At 69.5% G+C, this 20,444-nt stretch carries 19 protein-coding genes; 8 read left to right on the top strand and 11 right to left on the bottom strand.

The window, feature by feature from the left end:
- Positions 1-10: 10 nt before the first annotated feature.
- Complete coding sequence (locus ABD256_RS28790) at positions 11-754, bottom strand: TetR/AcrR family transcriptional regulator (protein WP_344425729.1); 744 nt, start codon at positions 752-754, stop codon at positions 11-13.
- Positions 755-810: 56 nt separating this feature from the next.
- Between ABD256_RS28790 and ABD256_RS28785 the strand changes: the two genes are divergently transcribed.
- The gene (locus tag ABD256_RS28785) at positions 811-2,319 is read left to right on the top strand and encodes an FAD-dependent monooxygenase (RefSeq protein WP_344425726.1); all 1,509 of its coding nucleotides are present in this window, start codon (positions 811-813) and stop codon (positions 2,317-2,319) included.
- Positions 2,320-2,718: 399 nt separating this feature from the next.
- Here ABD256_RS28785 and ABD256_RS28780 read toward each other — a convergent pair whose 3' ends face one another.
- The 7 genes from ABD256_RS28780 to ABD256_RS28750 all read right to left on the bottom strand — a co-directional run bounded on the left by ABD256_RS28780 (position 2,719) and on the right by ABD256_RS28750 (position 11,229).
- Positions 2,719-4,014: a thymidine phosphorylase gene (locus ABD256_RS28780; RefSeq protein WP_344425723.1), complete on the bottom strand. Its 1,296-nt coding sequence runs from the start codon at positions 4,012-4,014 to the stop codon at positions 2,719-2,721.
- On the bottom strand, positions 4,011-4,415 hold the full coding sequence (locus ABD256_RS28775) for a cytidine deaminase (RefSeq protein ID WP_344425720.1): 405 nt from the start codon (positions 4,413-4,415) through the stop codon (positions 4,011-4,013). Before ABD256_RS28775 ends, ABD256_RS28780 begins: the two co-directional genes overlap by 4 nt.
- On the bottom strand, positions 4,408-5,694 hold the full coding sequence (locus tag ABD256_RS28770; protein WP_344425718.1) for an ABC transporter permease: 1,287 nt from the start codon (positions 5,692-5,694) through the stop codon (positions 4,408-4,410). Before ABD256_RS28770 ends, ABD256_RS28775 begins: the two co-directional genes overlap by 8 nt.
- 34 nt (positions 5,695-5,728) lie before the next feature.
- Positions 5,729-6,829 (bottom strand): ABC transporter permease, encoded by a 1,101-nt coding sequence (locus ABD256_RS28765; protein WP_344425715.1) that lies wholly within the window; start codon positions 6,827-6,829, stop codon positions 5,729-5,731.
- Positions 6,826-8,367, bottom strand: coding sequence for an ABC transporter ATP-binding protein (locus ABD256_RS28760; RefSeq protein WP_344425712.1), 1,542 nt, complete (start codon positions 8,365-8,367; stop codon positions 6,826-6,828). Before ABD256_RS28760 ends, ABD256_RS28765 begins: the two co-directional genes overlap by 4 nt.
- 91 nt (positions 8,368-8,458) lie before the next feature.
- A complete protein-coding gene (locus ABD256_RS28755) occupies positions 8,459-9,565 on the bottom strand; it encodes a BMP family lipoprotein (RefSeq protein WP_344425962.1) in 1,107 nt (368 codons plus the stop codon).
- A 1,025-nt stretch (positions 9,566-10,590) separates the two neighbouring features.
- Positions 10,591-11,229: a glycoside hydrolase family 97 N-terminal domain-containing protein gene (locus tag ABD256_RS28750; protein WP_344425709.1), complete on the bottom strand. Its 639-nt coding sequence runs from the start codon at positions 11,227-11,229 to the stop codon at positions 10,591-10,593.
- 562 nt (positions 11,230-11,791) lie between these two features.
- On the opposite strand from ABD256_RS28750, the gene sdhC reads away from it, so the two are divergent.
- From sdhC to ABD256_RS28725, 5 genes are read left to right on the top strand one after another with little or no spacing between them, the layout of a single operon-like run.
- A complete protein-coding gene (sdhC, locus tag ABD256_RS28745) occupies positions 11,792-12,235 on the top strand; it encodes a succinate dehydrogenase, cytochrome b556 subunit (RefSeq protein ID WP_344425706.1) in 444 nt (147 codons plus the stop codon).
- Positions 12,236-12,237: 2 nt separating this feature from the next.
- Positions 12,238-12,666, top strand: coding sequence for a succinate dehydrogenase hydrophobic membrane anchor subunit (locus tag ABD256_RS28740; protein ID WP_344425703.1), 429 nt, complete (start codon positions 12,238-12,240; stop codon positions 12,664-12,666).
- Positions 12,667-12,699: 33 nt separating this feature from the next.
- Complete coding sequence (gene sdhA / locus ABD256_RS28735) at positions 12,700-14,454, top strand: succinate dehydrogenase flavoprotein subunit (protein ID WP_344425700.1); 1,755 nt, start codon at positions 12,700-12,702, stop codon at positions 14,452-14,454.
- Positions 14,454-15,227, top strand: coding sequence for a succinate dehydrogenase iron-sulfur subunit (locus tag ABD256_RS28730; RefSeq protein WP_344425697.1), 774 nt, complete (start codon positions 14,454-14,456; stop codon positions 15,225-15,227). The genes sdhA and ABD256_RS28730 overlap by 1 nt, the downstream gene beginning before the upstream one ends.
- Positions 15,228-15,275: 48 nt before the next feature.
- Complete coding sequence (locus tag ABD256_RS28725) at positions 15,276-15,992, top strand: DUF6796 family protein (RefSeq protein ID WP_344425694.1); 717 nt, start codon at positions 15,276-15,278, stop codon at positions 15,990-15,992.
- A gap of 391 nt (positions 15,993-16,383) precedes the next feature.
- Here the strand turns inward: ABD256_RS28725 and ABD256_RS28720 are convergent, their stop codons facing one another.
- Positions 16,384-17,739, bottom strand: a complete 1,356-nt coding sequence (locus tag ABD256_RS28720; RefSeq protein WP_425546537.1) for a S8 family peptidase — start codon at positions 17,737-17,739, stop codon at positions 16,384-16,386.
- Between the two features lie 109 nt (positions 17,740-17,848).
- Here ABD256_RS28720 and ABD256_RS28715 point away from each other — a divergent pair, with 109 nt between their 5' ends.
- A complete protein-coding gene (locus ABD256_RS28715; RefSeq protein WP_344425692.1) occupies positions 17,849-18,187 on the top strand; it encodes a cupin domain-containing protein in 339 nt (112 codons plus the stop codon).
- Here the strand turns inward: ABD256_RS28715 and ABD256_RS28710 are convergent.
- Positions 18,184-18,438, bottom strand: coding sequence for an SCO4848 family membrane protein (locus ABD256_RS28710; RefSeq protein WP_344425689.1), 255 nt, complete (start codon positions 18,436-18,438; stop codon positions 18,184-18,186). The genes ABD256_RS28715 and ABD256_RS28710 overlap by 4 nt on opposite strands.
- Before the next feature lie 40 nt (positions 18,439-18,478).
- Here ABD256_RS28710 and ABD256_RS28705 point away from each other — a divergent pair, with 40 nt between their 5' ends.
- Positions 18,479-19,726 carry a D-alanyl-D-alanine carboxypeptidase family protein gene (locus ABD256_RS28705; protein WP_344425686.1) on the top strand — a complete coding sequence of 416 codons (1,248 nt, stop codon included), beginning with the start codon at positions 18,479-18,481 and terminating at the stop codon, positions 19,724-19,726.
- On the opposite strand, the gene ABD256_RS28700 is transcribed toward ABD256_RS28705, so the two are convergent.
- Complete coding sequence (locus tag ABD256_RS28700) at positions 19,707-20,375, bottom strand: VC0807 family protein (RefSeq protein WP_344425683.1); 669 nt, start codon at positions 20,373-20,375, stop codon at positions 19,707-19,709. The two genes, ABD256_RS28705 and ABD256_RS28700, sit on opposite strands and share 20 nt — an antisense overlap.
- Positions 20,376-20,444: the final 69 nt, after the last annotated feature.

The following is a 20,444-nucleotide window of genomic DNA, read 5'->3' as shown; positions in this document are numbered from 1 at the left end:
TGGACAAAGGTCACCGCAGGGGAAGGTCCAGCCTGCGCGCCGCGCCGCCCAGCACCATGGCCAGGCCGTGGCGGAACCGGTCGCGTTCGGACTCCGCACCGATGAGCCGGGGGAACACCTCGCGAGGATCCTTGCCACCGAACAGTTCCTGGGTGTGCGGGAACTCCCCGGTCGCATACTGGCTCTCGGCGAAGTGAACGGCGGCCTCGATCACCTCTTCATCCACAGTGGACGTCTTTGCCGCGCGGAATTCGGCCGCACGGAGCACGTTGCCGTGCACGTAGTCGTCGACCACGGCGAGCAGGGCGAACTTGGCGGTCGCGGCCAGCCGGGTCGCGGCCAGCGCGGCGAGCGACTGTTCGAAGTGCCGCATCGCGTTCGGGCCGGTCGGGGCGTTCTGGAGGGACCGCAGCGCCCACGGATGGCGCATCAGCACGTCCCAGGTGCGTTCGGCGACCGCGGTGAGCGCGTCGTACCAGTGGGCGGGGAACTCGTCGGCGGGGATCAGGACCTCGCGCATGATCGCGTCGTCCATCAGCACGATCAGCTCGTCCTTGGTGCGGACGTAGTAGTAGAGGGTCATCGTGCCCGCGCCCAGCTCGCTCGCGATGCGGCGCATGGAAACCGCGGCGAACCCCTCGGTGTCCGCAATGGACAGTGCGGTGGACGCGATCTGGTCGCGGGTGAACTTCGGCCTGCGGGTGCCCGGCTCCGCGCGGGTCCAGATCAGGGCCGAGTCGTCGGCGCTTGCCATTCGTACACCGTACCGCTAGCGTTGTTGGTACAGCGTACGAACAACAGGGGGAGCCCATGGCCGAGATCGAGGTGCTGATCGCCGGAGCCGGTCCCACCGGGCTCACCCTTGCCTGCGAACTGGCGGTGCGCGGCGTCCGGTTCCGCATCGTCGACCGGGCGGAAACCTTCTTCGGCGGCTCGCGAGCCGACGGCATCCAGCCGCGGACCATGGAGGTCTTCGCCGATCTCGGCATCCTCGACGCGATAGTGGCCGGTGGCGACCTCGGCACCGTGGTGCGCGCCTATCAGGGCGATGAGGTCGTCTGGGAAGGCCGGATGAGCGAGCCCGCCGAACCGGCACCGTCCGTGCCGTACCCGAACACCTGGTTCGTACCGCAGTTCCGCACCGAAGAGATCCTCCGCGCGCGGCTCGCCGAATTGGGCGCGCACGTGGAGCTGTCGACCGAGCTGACCGGCTTCGCCCAGGACGACGACGGCGTGACCGCCACGCTGACCTCTCGCGGATCGACCGAGACGGTGCGCGCCCGGTACCTGGTCGGCGCGGACGGCGGGCGCAGCACCGTGCGAAAACGGCTCGGCATCGCTTTTCCCGGCGAGACCGACGAGCGCACCACGATGCTGTTCGCCGACGCGCGGGTGGACGGGATCGGGCACGACCACGGCCGGATCTGGCCGGTCGGCGACGCCGGGGTCTCGCTCATGCCGCTGGCGGGCAGCGCGCTGTTCACCGTGGCCGCGCCACCACCTGCCACGGACGAGCCGATCCGCGAGTACCTGCAACGACAGGTCACCGAGGCGTCCGGCCGAGACGACATCCTGGTGCGCGAGGTCACCTGGCACACCACCTGGCGGTCCAACACCCGGCTGGCCGACCGGTTCCGGGACGGCCGGGTGTTCCTGGCAGGCGACGCCGGGCACGTGCACCCGCCGACCGGCGGCCAAGGGATGAACACCGGTATCCAGGACGCCTACAACCTCGGCTGGAAGCTCGCGGCCACAGTGGACGGTGCGCCGGATCTGCTGCTGGACAGCTACGAACCGGAACGGATGGCGGCCGCGCGCACCGCACTGGAGATCAGCACGGCACTGCTGGAAAAGCACCGGCGAGGAGACGAAGACGCCCACGTGCGCGGCCAGGAAGTGCACGGGCTCACGCTGAACTACCGCGACAGCCCGCTTTCCCGCGACGACCGCGCCGCACCCGGCACGCTCAGTGCGGGCGACCGCGCACCGGACGCACCCGCGACCACGGCAGGCGGAGACGCGATCCGGCTGTTCGACCTGCTCCGAGGTCCGCAGTGGACGATGCTCGTCTTCGGCGCGGCACAAGGGAAAGCCACCGCCGCGCTGAGCAACCGGTTACGCGCTCGCACCGTGATCCGGCCAGGAGAACCGGCCGACGAGCACGCGCTGCTCGACCACGACGGGCACCTGCGGGCCGGCTATGACGCGGCCGACGGCACAGTGGTGCTGATCCGCCCCGACGGCTACCTCGGGTTGGTCACTTGCGACACCGAGGACGTCCTCGAGTACTGGACCGCGCTGCACGGAGACGAGTGGTGATGTGTGCGTATCGATCATGGCGAGGTGGGTGGCGGAAGCGCGTCCCTGAAGGTCGCCTTCGGGGAATCTGACGCCACAATCTCGCCCCTCGCGGCGGGCGGCATGGTGGTGGTGATGCCCTGAAGGACGCCTTCGCGGCGTCGGATTCCCTCAAGGGCGCCTTCAGGGCATGCGCCCCGGAGCAGAGCAGGCCCACGAGGCCACATCCGCGACTTGCACGCCCCTGAAGCCCCCTGCCGGGTATGAGCGCGGACACGATAAGGAGTCGCGAGCGGCGAAATCCCAGCACATGCCCCGAAGGCGTCCTTCGCGGCATCAGATGCCCCGAAGGACGCCTTCAGGGCATTGAGCGGCGGACCGCACCTTGGCCCCTGCAGGAGCTTCATGCGGGGACGGCTCCTAACCGCGGATCGTGTCCAGCACGATCTTCCGCGACGTGGAGTCCTTTTCGGACACCACGATCCCGCCTTCCAGCGCCGCCAGCGCGGCGGGCACCTTCTCCGGGGTGTCGGTGTGCAGTTCGAGCACCGGCTGCCCGGCCGCCACCCGGTCCCCCGGCTTCGCCAGGCACCGGATCCCGGCCGCGTACTGCACGGCGTCACCCCGTCGTGCGCGCCCGGCGCCCAGCCGCCACGCCGCGACCCCGACCGCGTAGGCGTCCATAGTGGACACTATACCGGCGCGATCGGCCTCGACGACGTGGATGTGCTTCGGCGCCGGCAACGCGGCATCCGGATCGCCGCCCTGTGCGCTGATCATGCGGCACCACGTCTCGTAGGCGAGTCCCGACGCCAGCACCTCAGCCGGGTCCACATCGGACAGACCGGCCAGTGCGAGCATCTCGCGGGCCAGCGCCACGGTCAGTTCGACGACGTCGCGCGGGCCGCCGCCCTTGAGCACCTCGACCGATTCGGCGACCTCGACGGCATTGCCGACCGCCGAACCCAGCGGGGTGCCCATGTCGGTGAGCAACGCCGTCGTCGCGACACCGTGCGCCGAGCCGATTTCCACCAGCGCGTGCGCCAGTTCCCTTGCCTGCTCGGGGGTTTTCATGAACGCGCCGGACCCGGTCTTGACGTCGAGCACGAGCCCCCCGGCGCCCTCGGCGATCTTCTTGCTCATGATCGAGCTGGCGATGAGCGGGATCGACTCCACGGTCGCGGTCACGTCCCGCAGCGCGTAGAGCTTGCGATCGGCCGGTGCGAGCCCCTCGGTCGCGGCGCACACCACCGCGCCGATCTCGTCGAGCTGGCGGGTGATCTCCCCGGTGGACAGCTCGGCGCGCCAGCCGGGGATCGACTCCAGCTTGTCGAGCGTGCCCCCGGTGTGCCCGAGCCCGCGCCCCGAAAGCTGCGGCACCGCGGCACCGCAGGTGGCGACCAGCGGCGCCAGCGGGAGCGTGATCTTGTCGCCGACCCCGCCGGTGGAGTGCTTGTCCACGGTCGGCCTCGACACCTTCAGCGCAAGGCGCTCGCCGGAGTCGATCATCGCGCCGGTCCAGCGCGCGGTTTCCACGGCGGTCATCCCGCGCAGGAAGATCGCCATCGCCAGCGCCGACATCTGCTCCTCGGCAACGGCGCCGCGGGTGTAGGCGCCGATCACCCAGTCGATCTGCTCGTCGGTCAGCGTTCCGCCGTCCCGCTTGGCCCTGATCACGTCCACCGCGGCGAACGGCTCGGTCCTGTGCTCGTTCACCGCGGGGCCTCCGGCAGGTCGGCTGGGCCGAAGGCGTCCGGCAGCACGTCGGTCATCGGCAGAATCCCTTGTGGAGTGTCCACAAGGCACGGTCCGCCGCCGAGTTCGAACAGGATCTGGCGGCACCGGCCACACGGCATCAGCAGCTCGCCCTCGCCGCTACGGCAGGCGACCGCGACCAGCCGACCGCCGCCGGAGAGCCGGAGCTGGCCCGCCATCGTGCATTCCGCGCAGAGCCCGAGCCCGTACGACGCGTTCTCCACGTTGCAGCCGAGCACGACCCTGCCATCGTCCACAATGGCCGCGACACCCACGTGCAGGCCCGAGTAGGGCGCATAGGCGCTGCGAGCCGCGCCGACCGCCGCCGCGCGCAGCGCGTCCCAGTCGATCGCGCTAGTCACCTTCACCTCGCCGGTACCGTGCGCCGTCGGCCTTCGGCGCGCGCAGCCGCTGCGACGCGACCGCGAGCACGATCAGCGTCACGAAGTGCGCGGTGTACGGGATCAGGTCGCTCGGCAGGTCGTCGTTGGCCCAGTAGATCCAGTACAGCACCGCGGCACCGACGACCCCGGCACCCGCGGCGAACCAGCGGCGCCGGACCAGCTGCACGATCACGATCACGCCCAGCAGGATCACCGCGCCGTAGAGCAGCGCGAGCACCGCCGTGCCACCACCGGAAAGCTGCAAACCGTCGGCGTAGCCGAACAACGCGGCGCCACCGAGCAGCCCGCCCGGCCGCCAGTTGCCGAAGATCATCGCGGCGAGGCCGATGTACCCGCGGCCCGAGGTCTGGTTCTCCAGGTAGTCCGCGCCGTTCGCGAGGAGCACCAGCGACGCGCCGCCCATCCCGGCGAGCCCGCCGGAGATCAGCACCGCGACGTACTTGTGCGCGTACACGTTGACGCCGAGCGATTCGGCCGCCACCGGGTTCTCGCCGCACGAGCGCAGGCGCAGGCCGAACCGGGTCCGCCACAGCACCAGGTAGCTCAGCGGCACCAGCAGCAGCGCGATCATCGCCAGCGGCGACACCTCGGTGATCAGGCCGCGGATGATGCCTGCCGCGTCCGAAATCCCGACGCGCTGCTGCTTTTCCAGGTCCCCCAACCAGTCCGAGAGGAAGGTCGCCGAGTAGGTGTCGAACTTCGGCACCGGCGGTGACTGCTTCGGATTACCCGAGATGGGCGTGAAGATGAGGCTGGCCAAGAACTTCGTGACCCCGAGGCCGAGCAGGTTGATCGCCACACCGGAGACGATGTGGTTGACGTTGAAGGTGACCGTCGCGATCGCGTGCAGGAGCCCGCCGAGCGCGCCGAACGCGATCGCGGCGAGCAGCCCGGCCCACACGCCGCCGTAGAACGAACCCCAAGCGGCGCCCCAGGTCCCGAGGATCATCATGCCCTCGAGCCCGATGTTGATCACGCCGGCGCGTTCGGCCCACAGCCCGCCGAGCGCGCAGAACAGGATCGGCAGCGCGAGCCGCAGCGCGGTCTGCGCGGTGTTCGTCGAAGTGAGCGTGTTGACCCCGGTCAGGTACGAGGCCGTGGCCAGCACGCCGATCGCCACCACGGCCCAGATCACGCCGCGCAGCCAGCCGGGAAGGCCGCGCTTCGGCGGCGTCGCGGAAACCGTGACGGGAGCCGAAGACGGGTTCTGGTCGGTCAGATCAGACGCAGTGCTCATGACTCCTCCGCGGGGAAAAACACGTCGTCGGCGCTCACACCGCACCCCCTTCGCTCACGTCGGCAGGCTTGCGCTTGCCGTTCCCCGCGAGCGCTTTGCCGACGCGCCGCTGTTCGGCGGCGAGGTCGGCGCGCTTCACGATCTCGTAGGCCACGACGACCGACAGCACGATCGCTCCCTGCATGATCGTCGCGATCTCCTTCGGCACCTGGATCTGCTCCAGCGAGACCGCGGACTTGTCGAGGAACGCCCACAGCAGCGCACCGAGCCCGATCCCCGCCGGGTGGTTGCGGCCGAGCAGCGCGACCGCGATCCCGGTGAACCCGTACATCTGGGTCGAGGTGATGCCGTAGCTGTAGTCGCGGCCGAGCAGCTCGGGCAGCGCGACCATGCCCGCGACCGCGCCGGAGAGCAGCATCGCGATCAGCGTCATCTTCTGCGCGTTGACGCCACCGGCCGCGGCGGCCGTGCCCGACTCGCCGCTCGCCTTCAGCTCGAACCCGAACCGGGTCCTGGTGAGCATGAACCAGTAGGCGAACCCGATCAGCGCGGCGATGAGCACGAAGCCGAACAGCGTGCCCGCGCCGAGCGGAACACCGGGCACGTGCCCGGATTCGGGGATCGGCTTGGTGCTCACGTCGTTGCCGGTCTGCACGCCGAACTGCTTGGGGTTGATCAGGAACGCCACGATGCCGCCGACGATCGAGTTCAGCATGATCGTCGAAATGACCTCGCTGACCCCGCGCGTCACCTTCAGCACGGCGGGGATCGCGGCGTAGGCGGCGCCCGCGATCGCGGCGACCAGGATGATCACCACGGTGTGGATGACCGGCGGCAGTTGCAGCGCGCCGCCGACGATCGCGGCGATCACCGCGGCGAACCGGTACTGGCCCTCGACCCCGATGTTGAACAGGTTCATCTGGAAGCCGATGGCGACCGCGAGCCCGGACAGGTAGTACACCGACGCCAGGTTCACCGTGTCGACGGCCGTGCTGCCCACGAAGAGCTGCTTGACCATCGTGCCGTAGGCCTCGAACGGATCGGAGCCGGAGATCACCAGCGCGATCGCCGAGATGATGAGCGAGAAGATGATCGCCAGCAGCGGCGGCAGGATCTTCGTACGCCAGCCCGTCATGCGCCTTCCTCCGCCCCGGTCATCGCGGACCCCAGTTCCTGCGGGGTGACGGTCGCGGGATCGGCCTCGCTGACCAGCCTGCCCCGCAGCATCACCCTGATCGTGTCGGACAGCCCGATCAGCTCGTCGAGGTCCGCGGAAATCAGCAGCACCGCCAGTCCCGCCGCGCGCGCCCGGCGGATCTGCTCCCAGATCAGCGCCTGCGCGCCGACGTCGACACCGCGCGTCGGGTGCGAGGCGATGAGCAGCACCGGATCACCGGAGAGTTCCCGCCCCACCACCAGTTTCTGCTGGTTCCCGCCGGACAGCGCCGCCGCGGGCACGTCGATGCCCGGCGTCCGCACGTCGTAGTCGGCGACGATCCGCTCGGTGTCCTTGCGGGCGCCCGCGATGTCGAGCAACTGTCCTTTCGCGACCGGGCGCCGGGTCTGGTACCCGAGTATCCGGTTCGTCCACAGTGGCTGCGTGAGCAGAAGGCCATGGCGCGTGCGGTCTTCCGGCACGTAGCCGATCCCGGCCTCGCGGCGCGCGAGCGTGCCCAGCTTGGTCAGATCGCGCGCGGCGCCGTCGGCGTCGACGAGTTCGAGGTGCCCGCCAGCCGCCTTCCGCATGCCCATGATGGTCTCGACCAGTTCGGTCTGCCCGTTGCCTTCGACGCCTGCGATGCCGAGCACCTCGCCCGCCCGCACCTCGAAGGAGATGTGGTCGAGCACGGCGCGATCGCTGCCTTCGGCGTCGAGCCGCAGCTCCACGACGCGCAGGACGTCGCGCGTGGTCACCGTCGATTCGCGGGTTTCCGGGCTGGGCAGCTCACTGCCCACCATCATCTCGGCCAGTTCGTGCGAGCTGATCGTCTTCGGGTCCGCGGTGCCCACCGTGGTGCCGCGCCGGATCACCGTCACGGTGTCGGCGATCGCGCGCACCTCGTCGAGCTTGTGCGAGATGAAGATGAAGGTGAAGCCCTCTTCCTGCATCGACCGCACGGTCTCGAACAGCGCGTCGACCTCCTGCGGCACCAGTACCGCGGTCGGCTCGTCGAGGATCACGATCCGGGCGCCCCGGTAGAGCACCTTGATGATCTCGACGCGCTGGCGGTCGGCGACGCCGAGGCGCTCCAGCAGGACGTCGGGGCGAGCACGGAGCCCGGTCTGCTTCGCCAGCTCGGCGAGGCGTTCGCGCGCCTTGCGGCCGATGCCGTGCAGACGCTCCGCGCCGAGCAGCACGTTCTCCTGCACGGTCAGGTTGTCGGCCAGCATGAAGTGCTGGTGCACCATGCCGATCCCGGCCCTGATCGCGTCCTGCGGGTTGCGCAGGCGCACCGTCTCGCCGTTGACGGCGATGCTGCCCTCGTCGGGCTGCTGCATGCCGTAGAGGATCTTCATCAGCGTGGACTTGCCCGCGCCGTTCTCCCCGCAGACCGCGTGCACTTCGCCTGCGCGCACGGTGAGGTTGACGTCGGAATTGGCCACCACGCCGGGAAATCGCTTGGTGATCCCGGACAGTTCTACGACCGGTGCACCGCGCTCGGGATTGCTCATCGCAGTGAGATCTCCAAAATCACGCGATGGGGCCCGGGAAGGTGTCGCCCTCCCGAGCCCCACGCCGTGAGCAGAATTGCGGAACTGGTTACTACGGCTTGTCCGGGACCTGGATCTGTCCCGCCACGATCGCGGCCTTGTACGCGTCGAGCTTGTCCTTGATGTCGTCGACCTTGCCGCCCGACGTCGAGTAGCCGACCCCGTCGACCTTCAGGTCGAAGCGCTTCGGCAGCGTCGTCAGGTCGTTCTTCGCGACGGCCTGGATGTAGTCGAACACCGCCACGTCGACGCGCTTGATCATCGAGGTCATGATGACGTCCTTGACCGTCTCGACCGTCTTCTGGTTGTACTGGTCGGAGTCGACGCCGATGGCCATCGCGTTGCCCGCCTTGGCCGCCTCGAACACGCCCTTACCGGAGGCGCCCGCCGCGTGGTAGATCACGTCGGCGCCCTTGTCGATCTGGGACTTGGCCTTGACGTTGCCCTTCTCCGGCGCGTTGAAGCCGGAGATGTCGCCCGCCGGGGTGAGGTAGTCGTGGTCGATCTGGACCTTGGTCGACGCGGCCTTCGCACCGGCGAGGTACCCGGCCTCGAACTTCTGGATCAGCGGGGTGTTGACGCCGCCGACGAACCCGACGTGGCACGACTTGCTCTTGTAGACCGCCGCGACACCGGCGAGGAAGGAGCCCTGCTCCTCGGCGAACACCAGCGGGGTCACGTTCGGCGCCTTGACCGAGTCGTCGTCGATGATCGCGAACTTCGTGTTCGGGAACTTCGGCGCCACGGCCTGCACGGACTTGGCGTAGGCGAACCCGACCGCGACGATCGGGTTGAAGCCCTGGCTCGCCATCTGGTTCAGGCGCTGCTGCTTGGCGTCCTCGGACTCGCTCGCGGTCGCCGTGCTCTCGCTGACGTCCTTGACGCCCATGTCCTGCTTGGCCTTGTCGGCACCCGCGGCGGCGGCGTCGTTGAACGAGGCGTCGCCGCGGCCGCCGACATCGAACGCGAGCCCGACCTTCAGCGCGCTGCCGTCGACCTTGGCGCCCGCGCTGGACGAGCTGGACGCGGCGGCGGGCGCCGCCGCCGGGGGCTGGGCCGTGACGCAGCTGCCCTGCTGGCCGCCGGAGGCGTTGTTGTTGTCGCCGCTGCCGCTCTTGGAGTCCTTCGCGCAACCGGCCAGTGCCAGCGCCCCCGCCATGACAACCGCGGCCAGCGCTGTTCCACGCGTGCGATGCAAGGTGCCTCTCCCTCCCCGCTGTCGCAGCGGACGAATCGGATCGGTCCGGCCCCAGTGCCGGACTCGACTGGCGAACCGTACCCGTCCGCAACGAAACCGCCATACACAAGGCACCGCACGTAACCTAAATGTTTGCTCATAGTGCGCGACCGGAGTCGACTGGATACCCAGCGTGCGCAAAACCACGTTCGGTGACCAAGAGGACCGGCTCGATTCCGGCATTTTCACCAGATCGGGCCTTTCTTTCCCCAGCTCATCCCTACTCGCGCGCACTCCATTACCGGTACTCCGGATGCCCTGAAGGATGCTCCCGTGGAGGCCGAGGTGAGGTCCGCTGCGCAGTCCCCGAAGGTGGCCCTCGGGGAATCCGGTGCCGTGAAGGTGCCCTTCGGGGCATCAGCGGCGCCGTGCACTGTGCTGGGACCGCCGGGAACGCGACGTCAGAAGCCCTGAAGGGCACCTTGTGCGCCCTGGGTTTCACGGCTCGCGCCCCTTCTCGCGCACATGCCCCGAGAGGGGCCTTCATAGCCGTGAATGTCGCGGATGCGGCCTTCGTGGGCCGCTCCTTTCCCGCGCTCATGCCCTGAAGGTGCCCTTGAGGGAATCTGACGCCGCGAAGGCGTCCTTCAGGGCCTCACCAGCACCATGCCGCCCGCCGCGAGGGGCGAGATCGCGGCGTCAGATTCCCCGAAGGCGCCCTTCAGGGACCAAGGCCCCGGCGGCTCCCCCGGGCGGCTCCGCGCATCCGTCACTCAACCCGCCGGAATCGACGCGCGCATCATCACCGCGCATCATCACTGTGACCTTCGGGGACCTCGACGCCGTGAAGGCACCTTGCAGGACATCAGCCCCGCCCCGCCCCGCGCCGCGAGGGGCGAGATCGCGGCCTCAGATTCCCCGAAGGCGCCCTTCAGGGAGCACGCGAGCAAGCCCCGACGGGACCCGCGACCCGGCCACCCCGCCTCACCGGAATCGCCCCGCACACATCACGGCATCCTTCGAGGCAGTAAAAGAGGCCCCCTCAGCCGCAGGGGGTCGCGCCCGCCGGGGCTTGGCAGAGGCTCGGCCCGGTGCGGACGTACCGGTAGGCGACGCCCCCGCACGACGACGTCCATCGGGCTGCCGCCCGCGCCGCGCAGGTGCAGCGCCGTCTCGGCGGCGTCCACCTCGTGGTGCCTGCGCCTGCCCGTCGCGGTCTCGTACGACTCCCGCACCCGCCGCGACGTTATGCCCGCTAACCGCAGGTGGGCGGTGAAGTCGCCGTGGGCGGTCACGGCACCCAGCGCGGACGGTTCGAGCACCATCGTGCCGCCCCGCCGGACGGACCGGGTGAGCCCGCCCTCCGGGGAAAGCGCCACGTCGGCTTGCGGCGGCGAGCCCGATGACCCCGGCCATGGCACGTCCGCCGAATCCGGATGGAGCTTCAGGAGCAGGTGAATTCCGGGGCGGCCCGGCCACCGGACTGTCGACTTCGGACGGTCGACCGACTCGGCGGGACCCGCCGCCCGTCCGCTTTGGACAGCACCTTCGCTCACCAACGGCGCCCCGTTCGCCGCCCATTCCCGCGGTTTGTCCCGGCCCCATTCGCAGATCGAGAACACGATCGGGCGAGAAGTCTTCTTCACCACATCGGGGAGCGGGAGTGGCGGCCGTCACCAAGCCGATTCCCCGCCGCTCCCCACCACGGCGGCCCGGCGGCCCCGGCCGTGGATGTCTTCCGTCCCCTGCTGTCCTCTCCGCGCCGGTGCGGCGGACGGACTCCGGCGGCGACGGACAGAACCCACTATTGATCGGATGTCTACTCCGGCAGTGGAGATAGGATGCGCCACCACGCTCGTCAGGAACCACCCAATCAGATCAGCCATTTGGCCACATGACGATCCAGCGACGACCACGTCATGCGGTCACGAGACTGCTCAGAGATCTGATGACCAGGTGTGACACTGTGCGCGTCCGACGCACCGGTGTTCACCCTGCGCACGGGCGCGTGTCTCGCTGATCACACCAAGGTGCCCGACGTTGAGCCCGGTCAGCGGGTCGGGTCTAGCATCCCTTTATCCACGCTCGATGACCCTGATCTCGGCACCGTCGCCGGGTATGTCCCGAGTGGACATACGCGCGGTGGGGTACGGGGCATTCGGTCACCCGGGCACACGTTCCAGCCATGACGTTGGAGGCCGTACACCGATGTCCACCACGGCTAGCACCGCCGAGACCACCGCGGCGGGCGGCGATCGGGGTGCCTCGCGCAGGGCCGGGACCTTCTACCGGGGCGACCCCGGCATGTGGTCCTGGGTACTGCACCGCATCACCGGCGTGCTCACGTTCTTCTTCCTGTTCGTGCACGTCCTCGACACCGCACTGGTCAGGGTCTCGCCCAACACCTACAACGAGGTCATCGAGACCTACAAGACCCCGATCGTCAACCTCATCGAGGTCGGACTGGTCGGCGCGGTCCTCTTCCACGCGCTCAACGGCATCAGGGTGATGCTCGTGGACTTCTGGTCCAAGGGCCCGAAGTACCAGAAGCCGATGCTGTGGACGATCGTGGTGCTCTGGGTCGTCGTCATGATTCCGGGTGCGATCGCCATGCTGTGGCGCACCGCAAGCGTGCTGTTCGGGGGTAACTGACCATGACATCCGAGGCTTCCGGGGCTCTCGCGCTCGACAAGCCCCGCTCCCCCCGCCGCCCCGCGGCGCGGCGCAGCAACTTCGAGCTCTACAGCTGGCTGTTCATGCGCCTGTCGGGGATGGCGCTGGTCATCCTCGTGCTCGGCCACCTGCTGATCATGAACATCCTCGACGGCGGTGTGCACCGCATCAACTGGGGCTTCGTCGCAGGCCGCTGGGCGTCGCCGTTCTGGCAGTTCTGGGACCTGTCGATGCTCTGGCTCGCGCAGCTCCACGGCGGCAACGGCGTCCGCACGATCATCGACGACTACGCCCGCAAGGACAGCACGCGGTTCTGGCTGAAGATCCTGCTCTACGTCTCGATGGCGCTCATCCTGGCCGTCGGCACGATGGTGATCTTCACCTTCGACCCCGGCATGCCTGCCGACTGACATCCCACCACCCACGCTGCGGGAGACCTAGCAATGCAGTTCCACAAGTACGACGTGGTGATCGTCGGTGCCGGTGGCGCCGGCATGCGCGCCGCGATCGAGTCGGGCCAGCGCGCCCGCACCGCGGTGCTCACCAAGCTGTACCCGACGCGCTCGCACACGGGCGCCGCGCAGGGCGGCATGTGCGCCGCGCTCGCGAACGTCGAAGAGGACAACTGGGAGTGGCACACCTTCGACACGATCAAGGGCGGTGACTACCTGGTCGACCAGGACGCCGCCGAGATCATGGCGAAGGAAGCGATCGACGCGGTACTCGACCTGGAGAAGATGGGGCTGCCCTTCAACCGGACACCGGAGGGCAAGATCGACCAGCGCCGGTTCGGCGGGCACACCCGCGACCACGGCAAGGCCGCGGTGCGCCGCGCCTGCTACGCCGCGGACCGCACCGGCCACATGATCCTGCAGACGCTGTACCAGAACTGCGTCAAGCACGGCACCGAGTTCTTCAACGAGTTCTACGTGCTCGACGTGAACCTGACGCCGGACGAGAACGGCAACCCGGTCGCCACCGGCGTGGTCGCCTACGAGCTGGCCACCGGTGAACTGCACGTGTTCCACGCCAAGGCCATCGTGTTCGCCTCCGGCGGCGCAGGCAAGATCTTCAAGACCACCTCGAACGCGCACACCCTCACCGGTGACGGCCTCGGCATCATCTTCCGCAAGGGCCTGCCGCTGGAGGACATGGAGTTCTTCCAGTTCCACCCGACCGGCCTCGCCGGGCTCGGGATCCTGATCTCCGAGGCCGTCCGCGGCGAGGGCGGGATCCTGCGCAACGCCGACGGCGAGCGGTTCATGGAGCGCTACGCGCCGACCATCAAGGACCTCGCGCCGCGCGACATCGTCGCCAGGTCGATGGTGCAGGAAGTGCTGCAGGGCCGCGGATGCGGGCCGAACAAGGACTACGTCGTCCTCGACGTCACGCACATCCCCGAGGAGACGCTGAACGCGAAGCTCCCGGACATCATGGAGTTCTCGCGCACCTACCTCGGCGTCGACCCGGTGACCGAGCCGGTGCCGGTGTTCCCGACCTGCCACTACGTGATGGGCGGAATCCCGACCAACATCCACGGCGAAGCGTTGCGGGACAACGAGAACGTGATCCCCGGGCTGTACGCCGCGGGCGAGGTCGCCTGCGTGTCGGTGCACGGTTCGAACCGGCTGGGCACCAACTCGCTGCTCGACATCAACGTGTTCGGCCGCCGTGCCGGGATCGCCGCCGCGGAGTACGCGCTGGGCCACGAATTCGTCGAGATGCCGGAGAACCCGACGACGGTCGTCGAGGAGCAGCTCGCGCTTCTTTTGTCGGAGCACGGAAACGAACGCGTCGCCGACATCCGCACCGAGCTGCAGGCCACAATGGACTCGCACGCGTCGGTGTACCGCACCGAGGAGACGCTCAAGCAGGCGCTCACCGACGTGCAGGCGCTGAAGGACCGCTACCAGCGGATCACCGTGGCGGACAAGGGAAAGCGGTACAACACCGACCTGCTCGAAGCCGCCGAGCTCGGCTTCCTGCTGGAACTGGCCGAGGTTCTCGTCGTCGGCGCGCTGGCGCGCAAGGAATCCCGCGGCGGGCACGCGCGCGAGGACTACCCGAACCGCGACGACACGAACTTCATGCGGCACACCATGGCCTACAAGGAGGGCGAGGGCCTGCGGTCCGAGATCCGCCTCGACTACAAGCCGGTGACGTTCACCCGCTACGAACCGATGGAGCGGAAGTACTGATGAGCACGGCAACCACCGAGACCGCGACGGAGTCCACTTCGGACGAGCACAAGCCGGTCACCGTCACGCTGAAGATCCTCCGGTTCAACCCGGAAGTCGACGAAGAGGCGCACTGGGAGTCCTACGACGTCCCCGCGCAGCGCACCGACCGGTTGCTGAACCTGCTCTTCTACGTCAAGGACTACCTCGACGGCACGTTCTCGTTCCGCCGCTCGTGCGCGCACGGCGTGTGCGGCTCGGACGCGATGCAGATCAACGGCATCAACCGGCTCGCCTGCAAGGTGCTGATGAAGGACCTGTTCGCCAAAGACGGCAAGCAGACCACCATCACCATCGCGCCGATCAAGGGCCTGCCGGTGCTGAAGGACCTCTACGTCGACATGGAGCCGTTCTTCGAGGCGTACCGCGCGGTGAAGCCGTACCTCATCGCCTACGGCAACGAGCCGACGCGCGAGCGGATCCAGTCGGCGGCGGACCGCGAGCGGTTCGACGACACCACGAAGTGCATCCTGTGCGCGTGCTGCACCACCTCGTGCCCGGTGTACTGGAACGACGGCTCGTACTTCGGCCCGGCCGCGATCGTCAACGCGCACCGGTTCATCTTCGACTCGCGTGACGAAGGCGCCGAGGAGCGGCTGGACATCCTCAACGACGCCGAGGGCGTGTGGCGCTGCCGCACCACCTTCAACTGCACCGACGCCTGCCCGCGCGGCATCCAGGTGACGAAGGCGATCCAGGAAGTGAAGCGCGCGCTGCTGTTCAAGCGCGTCTGATCGCTCGTCTTCCTTCCGACGGCCATGAAGTTAGGCTAACCTAACTTCATGGCCGTTTTCGTGCGTCTAACCGGAATCGCCGGTGTCGTCGCGTCCCTGTTCTGGATACTCGGGGACGCGCTCCTGCTCGGCGGCTCGACCGACCGCGCCGCGCATCCGCTGCTGCGGGGCAACCCCGGGCTCGCGGACACCGTCGGCTCGCTGCTCGCACCGTCGACGGATCAGCTCATGTGGGGCGCGCTCGCCGGGGTGCTGACCGCGCCGCTGTACCTGGCCGCCGTCTGGCACCTCTACCGCGGGATCCGCCCCGCCGGCCGCGCGCTCGCCGTGCCGCCCGCCGTCGCGCTGGCCGCGAGCTGGGCGATCGCGCCGTTCATCCACGGCTCGTTCTACTACTGGGGCGAGGCCTACCGCGCCGCCGAATCACTCGGCGACGACCGCGCGGGCGTCGACCGCCTGCTCGCCATGGCCGACGACTTCAGCGCGGCGATCTCCGTCGCCTACTGGGTTTACGGCATCCTCGTCGGGCTCGCGTCGCTGTGGATCGTGGTGCTGATCGTCCGCGGGCGCACCGCGTACCCCCGCTGGGCAGTGCCCGCGTCACCGGGAATCGGCCTGCTCATCGGCTTCGCCGTCGCGGCTCTCCTCGCGGGCACCGTATTCCAGGGCGCCGCGCTCAGCATCGGCCACCTGCTGACCTTCACCCTGAGCACCATCCTGCTGTGGCGGCGCCCCTTCCTTCCCCCTTCCCCTGTTCACCCCTGACGAAAGTACCCACGTCGCTACCATCAGTTCGTCGACGAACCGACGGGCGGCGCAGACCGTTGAGGGAGGACGTAGCGCGCCCTGCTCGCCGGCTGGACACGTTCGCCATGTCCACGATGGCCGAGCGCGGACGGGAATCGGGGCCAAGGTGAGGTCCGCTGCGCAGTCCCTGAAAGTGGCCTTCGGGGAATCTGACGCCGCGAAGGCGCCCTTCAGGGACCGGCCCCGGGGAACTCCCCCGGAGGCTCCACCCTTCCGCCACCTCACCAGAATCAACCCCCGTGCATCACCGCTGTGACCTTCAGGGACCTCGGGGCAAGCCTCCGCCACCCGCCTCACGGTTGTCAGCACCGCCTTCCGGTGCACCGCACCAGCACGATCCTGCGGTGGGCTACCGGACAGCGCGCAGCGCGTTGACCCGGCCGCGGCCGTAGTACGAGTTGTCGCGATCGGTGCCGGTGCAGTCGGTGCCCGCGGGACACGGCACCGGATCCGCCTGCGCTTCGAGCAGTGCCGCGAGCCGCGCGGGTGAGGCGTGCGGGTGGCGGCTCGCCAGCAGCGCGGCGACACCGGCGACGTGCGGCGCCGCCATGGACGTGCCGCAGATCGCCCGGTACCCGCCGTCCAGGGCTGTCGAAAGTGGACAGTCGACGCCTTGGCCGTCCGGCGGCGAGTCGCCGTTCGCGCCACCCGGCGCGGTCAGCCGGACGGCGCCCGCGCCGTAGTTGCTCGTCGCCGCCTTCGTCCCGGAGTAGCCGACGGACGAGACCGTCACCACGCCGGGCAGCCCCTGCGGCAACGACTTGCACGCCGGGGTCACCGGGTACTGCGGCACCGGGATCGGGTCCTCGGTCTGCTTGGTCAGGTCGAAGCCGTTGTTGCCCGCGGCCGCGACGACCAGCACGCCGTTGCGCCGCGCGTAGGCCGCCGCGCGGCGCACGGCCTCGAACACGGCGGCCTCGCCAGGCTGATCCGCGCAGTAGAACAGCCCGGGGTCCACCGACCAGCTCGCGTTCACGACCGGGAAGTGGTGGTCCGCCGCCCAGACGAGCCCGCACACCGCCGCCTCCGGGTAGACCCAGCCCTGCGGGCTGTCCGAAAGCCGCACCGACGCGATCCGCACACCGGGCGCGATGCCGGTGAACCCGTTCGCCGGGTCCTTCGCCGCGATCGTGCCCGCGACGTGCGTGCCGTGGAAGACGTCGCCGACGGGACCCCACGCCGACGGGTCCGGGACGCCGGTGCCGCAGCCCGCGGACGCGTCCGGGTCGACCGCGTTCTTCAGCGCGGGATGCGTCGCGTCGACGCCGGAGTCGAGCACGCCGACGGTCACCGCGGCACTGCCCTGGTAGATCCGGTTCGCCTCGGGTGCCTTGATCGCGCGCATGTCCCACTGCTGCGCGGTGACGCCCGCCCGCGCGACGGCCGGGTCGGGACCGCCCGCGTCCGTGATCTCCTTCTTGCCCGAGTAGGCGCGGTGGACGCCGATCTTCCCCGCGAAGCCGGGATCGGCCGAGGCGGCGACCGCGACCCCGATCTCCGGGTAGTAGCCGGTGCGCGAGCCGCATTTCGCGGCCAGCTCGGCGTCGACGAGCGCCGGTGGCGTGTGCGGCGCGTAGAGCACGATGTACGGATAGGACGGACCCGTACCGCAGGTCGGCGCGGCTGCCGCGGCGGTCGCCGGCGCGACGGCCATACCCGCGACGGCGGTGAGCACGGCAAGCGGCACGACAGTTTTCCGAAACATTCCCCAGCCCCAGTTCGTTCGCGAAGTTCGGACGGTAACCGCTCCTTCGCGCCCGCGCGCCCGGCAAAAGGACCAACCCAGCCGCATACGTGTTGTATACAGTGAAACCGTGAAAGCCGAGTACGAGTTCTTCGCCGCGGACGCCGGGCCGTGGCGGGCGACCGCGCAGGACGGCGTGACCGAGCGGATCCTCAGCAGCGACCCCGATGACCCGGCGATCCTGACGCGACTCGCCCGGTGGGCACCGGGTCTCGACACTTCATTCGATGGAGTGATCACGCACGACTACGTCGAAGAGGTGTACCTCCTCGACGGCGAGCTGCACGACCTGACGCTGGGCCGCACGTTCCGCGCGGGCGAGTTCGCGATGCGGCGGCCGGGCATGCGGCACGGCCCGTACCGCACGGAAACCGGCTGCGTGATGCTCGAAACGCGCTACCGGGCCTAGTCCCCGGCTGGGACCTCTTCGCGACGGTTAGCCCGCGAACCGCGCAGGCCCCGCAGGCCGAGCACGCCGATGACGGTGCCCAGCACGAAGGAGACGACGGTCAGCACGGCGTGCACGGTGAAGTACGCGGTTGGCGAGCCGTCGGCGGCCCAGGCGCGGTCGCTTTCCCACAGGTTCTTGGCGAAGGTGATCCAGATGATCCAGGACCAGACCCCGAAGGCCAGCAGAAAGAGAGAGGTGCGTCGCGACATGCCTCGATTATCGCGCGCGTGCTTCAGTTAGCCTGCTCGGGTGCACAGCGCTTCCCGCCGGTCGCTCCCGGTTCTCGTTCTGGCCCTGTTGTCCGGTTTGCTCGCCTTGACCACGGGACCGGCCGCGGCCTCGAAGCCGACGCCGAAGGTGCCCGCGCCGCCGGCCGCGTGCGCGAACAGGGAGACACCGCCGCCCCCGGTCGACACCTCCGAGAAGCCGGCGCCCGGCCAGGCCGCCCCGCGCCCGCTGCCGGTGCCGGAGCAGCCAGCGGGCGGGCCGCGCATGGCCGACTGCGGGATCGTCACCCCCGACGGCGCGCTGAACCCGCCGGAGACCACCGCCGCGTCCTGGCTGGTGCAGGACCTCGACACCGGCGCGGTGGTCGCGGCGAAGGACCCGCACGCCCGCGAACGGCCCGCGTCGCTGATCAAGACGCTGCTCGCGCTCGTGGTGGTCAGCGAGATGAAGCCGGAGCAGGTGATCGCGCCGACCAAGGAGGACGCCAGCCAGGAGTGCACCTGCGTCGGCATCACCGCGGGCGCGCCGTACACCGTCGACCAGCTCCTCCACGGGCTCCTGATGCACTCCGGCAACGACGTCGCGCACACCTTCGCCACCGCGCTCGGCGGGGTCGACGCGGCCACCAGGAAGATGAACGCGCTCGCCGCGTCGATCGGCGCGACGGACACGCACGCCGCCACCCCGTCCGGTTTGGACGGTCCGGGGATGTCCACTTCGGCCTTCGACCTGAGCGTGATCTTCAACCAGGCGATGCAGCACCCCGAGTTCGCCAAGGCGGTGGGCACCAAGGAGTTCCAGTTCCCCGGCGCGGGCGGCAAGCCCCCGTTCCCGATCTACAACGACAACAAGCTCCTCGGCCACTACATCGGCTTCCTCGGCGGGAAGACCGGGTTCACCGACGACGCCCGCCACACCTACGTCGGCGGCGCCGCGCAGGGCGGAAAGCGCCTCGCCGTGGTGATGATGCGGGCCGAGCAGCGCCCGGCCAAGGTCGTCGACCAGGCCGCGCTGCTGCTCGACTACGGGTTCGGGCTGCTGAAGGCGGACGCGCGGCCGGTCGGCCAGCTGACCGGCCCGGCGCAGGCCATCGACCCGGACACCGGGCAGCCCGCCGGATCGGCCAACGGATCGACGAACGCCGCGGCGGCGAAGGACGACCCGTTCGGCGTGACCGGCTGGGTGCTGACCCTCGTCGTCGCGGTGCTCATCGTGGTGGGCTTCATCGTGGGCCACCGGCGCAAGCAGCTCAGCGCGCCGCAGGACTGACCTCGCGCTCGACGGCCGCCTCCAGCGGCTGCGCCAGCGCCCCGCTCAGCACCACGGCCCCGGCCATCGTGCCGATCATCATCACCGTCGAGAGCCACACCATCGTCGGCACCGGCAGCGTGAAGGCGAGCGCGACCCGCACCAGGCATTCGGCGAACAGCGCCACACCCCACATCCGCGTGATGCGCATTTCGGTGCGGTGGAACGCGGCGTCGGTGGCGGAGAGCCGCAGCCACGTCGCGCGCGCGGCCTCGGTCTTGGCCATGAACGGCCGCATGGCCTCGGACATCACCGGCTTCCCGCCGAGCGAGGCGAACAGGATGCCGATGCCGACCACCCCGCTGCCGAACGCGTCCTTGGCGATCATGAAGTGCGCGTCGCCGGAGAAGAACGACAGCGCGATCCCGGCGATGCTGGTGACCAGCACGAGCGTCGCGATCAGCTCGAAACGGCGGTAGCGCGCCAGGCTGTAGAGGGTCCTGGCCGCGACGACGACCGCGCCGGCACCGAGCGCCCACACGTCGGAGACGCCGAACCCGGAGTGCAGCCCGTAGTAGAGGGCCAGCGGCGCGCCGATGTCGATCAGCAGCGGGCGCAGCGCCTCGCGCGGCGACCGGGCGGCGGGGGCGGGAGCGGTCACGGTGGTCATCTCGTCTCCTCGATTTCTTGGCTACATCGAGGTTCTCTCACGACGGCCCCGCGCTCCCGGATGATTCGT

This window comes from Amycolatopsis minnesotensis, from assembly GCF_039529815.1.
Taxonomy (GTDB): Bacteria; Actinomycetota; Actinomycetes; order Mycobacteriales; family Pseudonocardiaceae; genus Amycolatopsis; species Amycolatopsis minnesotensis.
The sequence above is the reverse complement of the archived record's forward strand: the minus strand, read 5'-3'. Positions and strand labels throughout refer to the sequence as shown.

What these genes read in the sequence shown, in the direction of transcription:
- ABD256_RS28700 (WP_344425683.1), bottom strand. Translation starts at nt 20,375, where the DNA reads ATGACCACCGTGACCGCTCCCGCCCCCGCCGCCCGGTCGCCGCGCGAG.
- ABD256_RS28755 (WP_344425962.1), bottom strand. Translation starts at nt 9,565, where the DNA reads ATGGCGGGGGCGCTGGCACTGGCCGGTTGCGCGAAGGACTCCAAGAGC.
- ABD256_RS28730 (WP_344425697.1), top strand. Translation starts at nt 14,454, where the DNA reads ATGAGCACGGCAACCACCGAGACCGCGACGGAGTCCACTTCGGACGAG.
- ABD256_RS28760 (WP_344425712.1), bottom strand. Translation starts at nt 8,367, where the DNA reads ATGAGCAATCCCGAGCGCGGTGCACCGGTCGTAGAACTGTCCGGGATC.
- ABD256_RS28710 (WP_344425689.1), bottom strand. Translation starts at nt 18,438, where the DNA reads ATGTCGCGACGCACCTCTCTCTTTCTGCTGGCCTTCGGGGTCTGGTCC.
- ABD256_RS28725 (WP_344425694.1), top strand. Translation starts at nt 15,276, where the DNA reads ATGGCCGTTTTCGTGCGTCTAACCGGAATCGCCGGTGTCGTCGCGTCC.
- ABD256_RS28785 (WP_344425726.1), top strand. Translation starts at nt 811, where the DNA reads ATGGCCGAGATCGAGGTGCTGATCGCCGGAGCCGGTCCCACCGGGCTC.
- ABD256_RS28770 (WP_344425718.1), bottom strand. Translation starts at nt 5,694, where the DNA reads ATGAGCACTGCGTCTGATCTGACCGACCAGAACCCGTCTTCGGCTCCC.
- sdhA (WP_344425700.1), top strand. Translation starts at nt 12,700, where the DNA reads ATGCAGTTCCACAAGTACGACGTGGTGATCGTCGGTGCCGGTGGCGCC.
- ABD256_RS28720 (WP_425546537.1), bottom strand. Translation starts at nt 17,739, where the DNA reads ATGTTTCGGAAAACTGTCGTGCCGCTTGCCGTGCTCACCGCCGTCGCG.
- ABD256_RS28765 (WP_344425715.1), bottom strand. Translation starts at nt 6,829, where the DNA reads ATGACGGGCTGGCGTACGAAGATCCTGCCGCCGCTGCTGGCGATCATC.
- sdhC (WP_344425706.1), top strand. Translation starts at nt 11,792, where the DNA reads ATGTCCACCACGGCTAGCACCGCCGAGACCACCGCGGCGGGCGGCGAT.
- ABD256_RS28740 (WP_344425703.1), top strand. Translation starts at nt 12,238, where the DNA reads ATGACATCCGAGGCTTCCGGGGCTCTCGCGCTCGACAAGCCCCGCTCC.
- ABD256_RS28790 (WP_344425729.1), bottom strand. Translation starts at nt 754, where the DNA reads ATGGCAAGCGCCGACGACTCGGCCCTGATCTGGACCCGCGCGGAGCCG.